The sequence below is a fragment of the Actinomadura geliboluensis genome (assembly GCF_005889745.1).
Classification (GTDB): Bacteria; Actinomycetota; Actinomycetes; order Streptosporangiales; family Streptosporangiaceae; genus Spirillospora; species Spirillospora geliboluensis.
In genome coordinates this window covers 1-7,710 of the sequence record NZ_VCKZ01000415.1, presented here as the reverse complement: position 1 = coordinate 7,710, position 7,710 = coordinate 1, and the positions used below count along the sequence as shown (strand labels likewise).

Annotated in this window: 7 protein-coding genes; 4 read left to right on the top strand and 3 right to left on the bottom strand. The window is 71.1% G+C overall.

What is annotated here, in order from left to right; genetic code table 11:
- Nucleotides 1-927: 927 nt before the first annotated feature.
- Together ETD96_RS36940 and ETD96_RS36935 are read left to right on the top strand one after the other, a co-directional pair.
- On the top strand, nt 928-1,773 hold the full coding sequence (locus ETD96_RS36940) for an AraC family transcriptional regulator (RefSeq protein ID WP_138641154.1): 846 nt from the start codon (nt 928-930) through the stop codon (nt 1,771-1,773).
- Between the two features lie 350 nt (nt 1,774-2,123).
- Nucleotides 2,124-3,056 carry a DMT family transporter gene (locus tag ETD96_RS36935; protein ID WP_138641153.1) on the top strand — a complete coding sequence of 311 codons (933 nt, stop codon included), beginning with the start codon at nt 2,124-2,126 and terminating at the stop codon, nt 3,054-3,056.
- Between the two features lie 651 nt (nt 3,057-3,707).
- On the opposite strand, the gene ETD96_RS36930 is transcribed toward ETD96_RS36935, so the two are convergent.
- From ETD96_RS36930 to ETD96_RS36920, 3 genes are all read right to left on the bottom strand, one after another.
- Nucleotides 3,708-5,498 carry a M64 family metallopeptidase gene (locus ETD96_RS36930; RefSeq protein WP_138641151.1) on the bottom strand — a complete coding sequence of 597 codons (1,791 nt, stop codon included), beginning with the start codon at nt 5,496-5,498 and terminating at the stop codon, nt 3,708-3,710.
- Nucleotides 5,499-5,620: 122 nt separating this feature from the next.
- Entirely contained in the window at nt 5,621-6,412 is a 792-nt protein-coding gene (locus tag ETD96_RS36925) for an SDR family NAD(P)-dependent oxidoreductase (protein WP_138641150.1), read from the bottom strand.
- A gap of 17 nt (nt 6,413-6,429) precedes the next feature.
- Entirely contained in the window at nt 6,430-6,639 is a 210-nt protein-coding gene (locus ETD96_RS36920) for a hypothetical protein (RefSeq protein ID WP_138641148.1), read from the bottom strand.
- A 208-nt stretch (nt 6,640-6,847) separates the two neighbouring features.
- On the opposite strand from ETD96_RS36920, the gene ETD96_RS47160 reads away from it, so the two are divergent.
- Together ETD96_RS47160 and ETD96_RS36915 are read left to right on the top strand one after the other, a co-directional pair.
- A complete protein-coding gene (locus ETD96_RS47160; protein WP_217999819.1) occupies nt 6,848-6,967 on the top strand; it encodes a DLW-39 family protein in 120 nt (39 codons plus the stop codon).
- Nucleotides 6,968-6,989: 22 nt separating this feature from the next.
- Nucleotides 6,990-7,710: HAD family hydrolase (locus ETD96_RS36915; protein WP_138641147.1), on the top strand; the 721-nt coding region annotated here is incomplete at its 3' end.

Sequence of the window (7,710 nt, the reverse complement as noted above, 5' to 3'; positions counted from 1 at the left end):
GCCTTTAGAACCGCCACGGCCACTGGCGCAGCTGTTATCACTGACGCGCCGAGCGGCACGGCCACCGTCCCCCACCTCGAAGCCAACGCGGGCCCTGCCACCACCGCCAGCCTTGGCGCCACCACCGGCCCTGCGGCTCCCACAGGGCATAGAGCTGCCCCTGCAACTGCCCCCACCCTTGGCACTGGTCCTGCCGCCGCCCCTGCTGTCTCTAGCGCAGCCACCACCGGCACTACCGATGCTGCGACCGACCCGGCCACCACCACCGATGGCACCGGTCCAGACAACGCTGCTGTCACGGGCACTTCGACCGGCCCGGCCGCCGTCATCACCGGCCCTGCGGCCTCCGCAGGCCATGCGGCTGCCTCCGCAACTGACCCCGACCTCGGCACTGGTCTTGCCGCCGCCACTGCTGCACCTGGCGCAGCCAGCATCAGCGTTACTGGTACTGCGAGCAGTCTGGTCATCGACTCCGCCGCCGGTCCGACTACCGCCGCTGCCAGTGGCGCCACGAGTCGCACGACCGCCATTACAGTCGGAGCCACTGGCGCGATTGGTCCGGTTGCCGACTTCACTACGGCCACCGGCGCCGCCACTGGCGCACCCATCGTCACTGGCGATGTGACCGGCTCGGCCATCGACGCCCCTGTACTCGACGCCACTGCCATCGCCACCGACGGTGCCGCAGGGTCCGGTGCGGCCGCTGGGCTCGAGGCTAGCCCTGGGATTAGGCATGGGAGTGGGGCTGGACGTGGCGCCCTGCGGGCGGTCGAAGGCGCCCACGGCGGTGGCTCTGGTTCCGGTGAGGGCCGTGAGGGTGGCAGCGGGCGCAATGGGCGAGGTCCAGGTACCGGAACGGCTCGTCGGCTACCGAGGGCAAGCGGCCGGGCCGCTGGTGCCAGCTCTGGGAGGGGCGTTGACCAGACCCTGTGGACCCGCGTCGGTGGCATCCAGGGGGCGCCGCTCGACCTACTGACCGCCAGGATCGGCCGGCGGCACTACGCACCGCACACCCACGACGAGTACGCCATTGGCGTGACGGTCGACGGCCTGGAGACGATGCGCTACCGGGGCGAGAAGATCTACTCGGCGGCCGGGAGCATCGTCGTGGTCGAGCCGGGGGAAGCGCACACCGGCGGTCCCGCACGTCCGGAAGGGTTCGCCTACCTGTGTCTCTATCCGGGCGCCGAACTGCTGGGCGCTGCCACGGCCGCAGAGGCCGGGCCGGTGTCGGCGGAGCCCCACTTCCGCGAGCCGATCATCGACGACGTACGGCTCGGTGAGGCGCTGCGGCAGGCCCACCGCGCCCTCCGGCTCGGCGAAGACCCGCTGGAGGGCGAATCCCGGCTGCTCGGCGTGCTCGGCGCTCTCATTCGGCGGCACGCCGTGCACGGGCCCGCGGCGATGCCGCCACGCGGCCGAGCCGATGCCGGGCGGATCGCCCGTCGGGTCGCGACCCGTCTGTCGGACGAGCTCACCGCCCCGCCCACGCTCGCCGAGATGGCCGCCGACCTCGAACTCTCCCGCTACCAGTTGCTGCGCGCCTTCCGCGACGCGATGGGCATGCCGCCGTACGCGTGGCTCGCCCAGCACCGCGTGGCGAGAGCCCGTGCGCTCCTGGAGACCGGGCATCGTCCGGCCGAGGCGGCGACGCTCGTGGGATTCGCCGACCAGGCGCACCTCACCCGATGGTTCCGCCGCGTGCTCGGCGTCACCCCCGGCGCATTCCGCGACAGCGTCCAAGAGAGTGCGGTGCGCCGCCCTTCACCCTGATGTCCGGCCCGATCGCAACAGTCGCTGGGAGAGCGTGGTGCGTCGGCGTGCGTCTTGGTGATGGGCGCTAGGAGGACCTGGCGGTTGGGGTGGGGCGGGGGCGCGTGCGGGCTGTTGCTTCGTAGAGGTGCGGTATTCGGCCATCCCCCCCGCAACAGCGTTCAAGACGGTGTGGCTCGGCGTCTTGCACCCTGGTGATGTCCGTCCTGGGCGTGCTGGGGAGAGGCGACGACGCGGGGAGCGGCCCGGAGGTCGAGGCCGCATCGCAGGGTTGGTGTCGGGCCCGTCACGTGGGGTTGTGTCCGGTGGCGACGGCGCGCTGGGGGCGGACGGATCGAACGGAGGTCGTGTTGAGCCGTCGTGGCTGGATGCTGTTCGCGCTGATGAGCGTGCTCTGGGGCATCCCCTATCTGATGATCAAGGTGGCGGTCGAGAGCGTCTCGGTGCCCATGGTGGTGTTCACCCGGACCGCGCTCGGCGCCCTCGTCCTGCTGCCGCTGGTGATCCGGTCCGGGCAGTTGGACACGGTCCGCCGGCATTGGCGTCCGCTGCTGGCGTTCACCGCGGTGGAGATCCTCGGGCCGTGGGCGCTGCTGTCGGACGCCGAGAACCGGCTGACCAGCTCCATGACGGGTCTGCTGATCGCCGCCGTCCCCATCGTCGGGGTCGTGCTGGCATGGCTCACCGGCGACGCGGAGCGTCTCGGCCCGATGCGCTGGCTGGGGCTGCTCGTCGGCCTGGCCGGCGTGGGCGTTCTCGCCGCCCCGCATCTCACCGGTGGCAGCGCGTGGGCGATCGGCGAGGTCATGCTCGTCGTCCTCGGATACTCGATCGCCCCGATTATCACCATGCGCAAGCTTCAGGACCTGCCCAGCCTGCACATGGCCGCGTTCGCGCTGGCCATCGCCGCGCTCTTCTACACCGGCCCCGCGATCGCCACCTGGCCGGACACGATGCCGAGTGGGCGTGTGCTCGCCGCGCTCATCGCGCTCGGCCTCGTCTGCACGGCGCTGGCGTTCATCGTGTTCTTCGAGCTGATCCGGGAGGTCGGCACGTCCCGCGGGATGGTGTTCACCTACGTGAACCCGGCCGTCGCGGTCGCCGCCGGAGTCGTCTTCCTCGGCGAGCCCCTGACTGGCACGATCATCGCCTCGTTCGCGCTCATCCTGGGCGGCTCCGTACTTGCGACCGCGCGTCGCACCACGCCCCCGGCGGCCGAGCCCGCAACCGAGGAGGAGCCGTCCAAGGAAGCGAGAGCCGCCGCTGAGCCCGCCTCAGGATGAGTGCGAACGCGGTGTGCGTGTCGGGGGCGTGCCCTGGACTCACCCTTGCCTGGGGCCCGCCCCCGGACTCGGTCGCTCGACCCCAGATGCCCGCCTGTGGTCGTGGAGCATTCCAGGGTGCCGGTCGGTCCGCCGTGCTTCCTCAAGGCGCTGGTCCGAGGCGCACAGCACTTGACGCGCGCTCTTGCGGCCACGTTCGCTCCACTGACCGCTGCGGTTGCGACGCCACCACTGCAGACCTCGCGCGCGTCGACCCGTTCGCGCATGTGCGTCAGCACGCTGGCGTTTGCGGATCGGCAGGGTGCGCGTCGGTGCCTCCGTGCCTGCGCGTCGGCGGCGCGTTCGCGTCCGTGCGTCAGCCCTTCGCGTCCGTGCGTCAGCCCTTCGCGTCCGCGCGTCAGCCCTTCGCGTCTGCGGGGCGGCGGGTTCGAGCCTGGGCGTTGCTACGGCTGGCACCTGGACGTTGCCGCGGCTAGCACCTGGGGCCTTGCCGCGCCGGCGTCTGTGGAACGGCGCGCTGGGACGTTGGCGTCTGTGCGTCGGGCTCGGCGGCATGTGTTCGGGGCGATGTCCTCCGTTGCATCCAGGCCGTCCCTCGATATGGACCTGGTGAATGGCTGTGGAGGGAGGGGAAGCGGGCTGCGCGTCGGGTCAGCGGACGGTGACGATGAAGCGTTGCGGTTGGCTGGTGTTGCCGGACGGGTCGGTCGCGCGGTACTCGATGGTGTGGCGGCCCTTGCCGAGCTTGCCGTAGGTGAGGCCGTCGATGACGGTGCCGGTCGCGGTGAACAGCCAGGGGGCGGACGAGTCCGTCGGCCAGCCGAAGTAGTTGAACCAGCCGTCGCCGTCCACCCGGAACTCCGGGACGACCACGCCTGGACGGTCGTCGCTGCCGGTCAGGCGCATGGTGAACGGGCCGTCGAAGACGTACTCGGGTGTGCGCCCTCGGACGACCTGGGCCGCCTTGGACAGTTCGTACGCCACCGCTGGACGTTCCGCGTCGACCGTCCACACCCGCCTCTTGGAGCCGACCCTGGCGACGAGCGTGTGCGTGCCTGCGGTCAGCCGGAAGCGGCTGAGGTCGATGTCCCGGTCGCCGCCCGGTACGGGGCGGCCGTCGAGCTCCCAACGCACCTTGGGGACGAATCGGAGCGGATGGGTCGTCTCCGCGAACACGACCGACTCGGCGTTCACGGGCTGGTCGGTCGGCGTGGAGGAGGTGATGTCAACGGGTACGGTCGCCGGCGGTGTCCTCAGGTCGGTGTCGACCGTCCATGAGCGGGTCTGTGTGAGTGCGGACGACGACCGTATGGCCGGGTCCCGGACGAAGTCGGTGGGGTCCGTGACCGTCACCGTGACCGTGTGCGTGCCCTTCTTGAGGCGCAGCGTGGACAGGTCGAGGTTGGAACCCTTCCGCACAGTTCTCCCGTCGACCGCCCATGCGACGGACAACTGGTGACCGGCCGGGTGCATCGTTTCGACCCACAGGACGCGGTCGTCGCCCACCGGAGTGTCCGTGGGCGTGTGCGCTTGGACGAGGCTGACCTTGCCTGAGATTCGCTCAGTCATCCGCTCGCGCGCGACCTGGTCGTAGTAGTAGCCGAGCGTCTTCATCATCGAATGCTGGCTCGGCCTCCACACACCCTTACTGAAGTAGAGGCCGCCCTCGTAGCGTCCGATGGTGCCTCCGGCCTCGCTACGCTCACCGAGCCAGCGCCACCACTTCTTCTTCTGCGCCTTCATCTCCTGCTCTGTCAGCAGCGTGTGATGGATGGACTCAGGCTCAGGACCGCTGTACGTCCCACCAGGCACGCCCCGCTGGTAGTAGTCGTACTCGTCGTTCAGCCCGCCCAGTGAATGCCCGAGTTCGTGCGGGGCTATGAGAGCGGACATCGCGTTGCCGCCGGATGCTGTCGCATACGTCCCGCCTGCACCGCCGTAGGTGTCGCTGTTGGCGAGCGCAAGGATCTGCCGGTTTCCTACCGTCGCCCCTTGGACGAGATCCGCGTACGTCTTGGCCGCCGCAGAGTCCATGACGAGAAGGCGCTGGATGCCGTCGTCCCGGCACCCGCTCCAGAACGCCATGCGCAGCGGTGTAGTGCGGCGTGGCGACGACAACGCCGGGTCGCAGCTCACCCCAGATTCGCCGGACGGGATTTCCACCGCGTACACGTTGATGTAGCTGCGATACGACTTGAACGGCTCGATCGTCCACAGGTCGTTCAGGTGCGTGGCGAGGTGCGTGCGGAACTTCGGCATGTCCGCCGTTGTGTAGCCGTCGCCCAGCACGATCAGGTTGAAGCGCTTGGCGGGGTCGCCGGTCACCTGGATCGGCACCACGGTCGCATCCGCGGGTTCCGCCGCCCGCGCGGGCGCGGCGGTCATCAGCGGCAGGACGGTCAGCGCCGCCGCCCCGATCACGATCTTCCTGCCCGTCCACATGCGCAGACCTCCTCGGGAGGGGCGCACGCGGCGGCCGGGTCCGGCCGGGGCGCTGCGCCAGGCCCGTCCCACTGATCAAGCGGGACACGCCCGGATTATCACTTGAGTATCCGGATTTGTCGCTACCGTTTGCCGCGCTGCCCGTCGGCGAGCCCCTCCGCGATGCGCTGCCCGCCCGCGCGTCGCTGCACGGCCGCGGACAGGGCCGGGGCGATCCCGCCGATCCGGGCGCCGAGCCGCAGCCCGAGCGGCGCGACGTCGACCTCGGCGATGTTCCGCTCGATGGCCCGGATCGTCGCGCGCGCCACGTCCCGCGGAGACCGTGTGCCGACACCTCGGGGCAGCGTCACGCCGGCGTCCGCGAACATCCCGGCGTCCCGGATGAAGCCGGGGAAAACGGTCGACACGCCGACGCCGTGCGGCCGCAGATCTTCGCGCAGGGCCAGGGCGAACCCCCGCATACCGAACTTCGTCGCGTTGTAGAGGGACGCGTGCCCGGACGCCGTCTTCCCGGCGAGCGACGACACGAACACCAGATGCCCGCGGCCACGATCGGCCATCTGCGCCGCGGCGAGCTTCGCCATCACGATCGGCGCGCGCAGGTTGACGTCCAGCGTCCGGTCGATCTCGGTGATCGAGTAGTCGCTCAGCAGCCCGGACGCCGGCAGCGCCGCGTTCGCGACGAGCACGTCCACCCGCCCGGCCTCGTCCAGCAGCTTCTCCGCCGCGCCGCGCTCGGCCAGGTCGGCGGCGATGGCGCGGCCGCCGAGCCGGTCGGCCAGCGGTTCCAGGACGTCCGCCCGCCGGCCCGTCAGCACGACCCGGCCGCCCCGGTCGGCCAGCGCGGTCGCGAGCGCCTGCCCGATCCCGCCGGTCGCCCCGGTCACCAGGACGGTCGCTCCGCGCAGATCCATGCCGAGATGATGGCGGATCACAACCCGATCCGCCATAGCAGCAGGACGATCGACGACAGCACCAGCCCGGCCGTGCCCAGCGGCACGTCCCCCATCGCGATCAGCGCCGCGCACCCCAGGGCGATGATCCCCGCGATCAGCATCAGCCCCCGGCTCCCGGACCGCCCCTCCTCCGGCGCGTCCCGCTCGAACTCGCGTTCCCAGCGCCGGAAGTCGTCCTCTCCCATCGGCACTCCAGAAGGTCGTCCCCTCGGATTATGCGGTCCGCCGGACGTCCCGGCGAGGGACGGCACATCAGACGTGCCGTCCGATAACGGTGAGCGGGGTGCGGACCGCCCGGCAACGGTTGCTAGGCTTCCAAGAACCTGGGGGAAGCAGTCACTGATCCGCGATCCCCGGGTTTTGACTTCATAGTCGAGGTGAAGGGGTCCCACCGTGAAGAAGCTGCTCATTCTCGCCGTTGTCGCACTCGGCGGCTTCGCCGTCTGGCGCCGGATGCAGCAGGACCGCGCCGAGCTGGACCTGTGGACCGAGGCCACGTCGTCCGACAACTGACACGCCGACGACAGGCCCCGGCGTGACCGAGGCGGCGCCGATCACCGTCGCCTGCGTCGATCTCGCCGGGACCACCGTCGCGGACGGCGACACCGCCGAAACCGCCTTCGCCGAGGCGATCGCCACCCTGGGGATCGTCTCCGGCACGGCGGCGTTCGAACGTGCCACCGCCCGCTTCCACGACACGCGCGGCGAATCGGAGATCGGCGTCTTTCGCTCGCTCTTCGACGAGCCCCGCGCCCAGGCCGCGCACCTGGCGTTCGAGCGGTCCTACGGCCAGCTCATCGACCGGCGCGGCCTGGTTCCCGTGCCCGGAGCCGGTGACGCCCTGCGCCGCCTCCGCTCCTCCGGCGTCCGCGTCTGCCTGCTCACCGGCTCCGGCCGCACCCGGCAGGCCCGCATCATCGACGCCCTCGGCTGGTGGGACCGCGCCGACCTGACGCTGAGCCCCGAGGACGTCCCCCGGGACCGCCCGTGGCCCGACCTCGTCCTGACCGCCGCCCTCCGCCTCGGCGTGGACGACGTCCGCAACATCGCCGTGTGCGCCGCCACGGCCCCCGCGATCATGTCCGCCCGCCGCTCGGGCGCGTCCGTCGCCGCGGGCGTCCTCACCGGCCCCCACTCCCGCGCCCGCCTCCGCACCGCCGGCGCGACCCACGTCCTCCCCACCATCGCCGACCTGCCCGCCCTCGTCCTCCGCACCCCGGCCTGTCTCCTATACACATCGGCCGCTTCCAAACACC